Source organism: Craurococcus roseus, from assembly GCF_039523795.1.
In the GTDB taxonomy this organism is placed as follows: domain Bacteria; phylum Pseudomonadota; class Alphaproteobacteria; order Acetobacterales; family Acetobacteraceae; genus Craurococcus; species Craurococcus roseus.
In genome coordinates this window covers 1-414 of the sequence record NZ_BAAAFZ010000044.1, presented here as the reverse complement: position 1 = coordinate 414, position 414 = coordinate 1, and the positions used below count along the sequence as shown (strand labels likewise).

Annotated in this window: 1 protein-coding gene; it reads left to right on the top strand. The window is 78.5% G+C overall.

Annotated elements, in window-relative coordinates:
• Window positions 1–414 (top strand): zinc-binding dehydrogenase (locus ABD067_RS14280; protein ID WP_343895984.1); only part of this gene is annotated, 414 nt, incomplete at both ends.

The window sequence follows — 414 nt, the reverse complement described above, 5'->3', positions numbered from 1 at the left end:
CGCCGGGACGGCCGCCAAGCGCGCCTTCCTGCGCGCCGCCGGGGCGGAACTGGCGTTCGACTCGCGCGACCCGGGCTTCGCCGACGCGCTGCGCGCGGAGTGGCCCGACGGCGTGGACGTGGTGCTCAACTCGCTGGCGGGCGACGCGATGGAGCGCTCGCTCGGCCTGCTCCGCCCCTTCGGCCGGTTCGTCGAGCTGGGCAAGCGCGACTTCGCGGAAGCGCGCCGCGTGTCGCTCCGGCCGCTGCGCCGCAACGCTTCCTTCTTCGCGGTGGACGTGGACGAGTTGCCGCGCGCCCGCCCGGCGGTGGCGGCGCGGCTGCTGCGGGCCGTGGCGCGGCGGCTGGAGGAGGGCGCGTTCCGCCCGTTGCCCGCCACCGTGCACGAGGCGGGCGGGGCCGAGGCCGCGTTCCG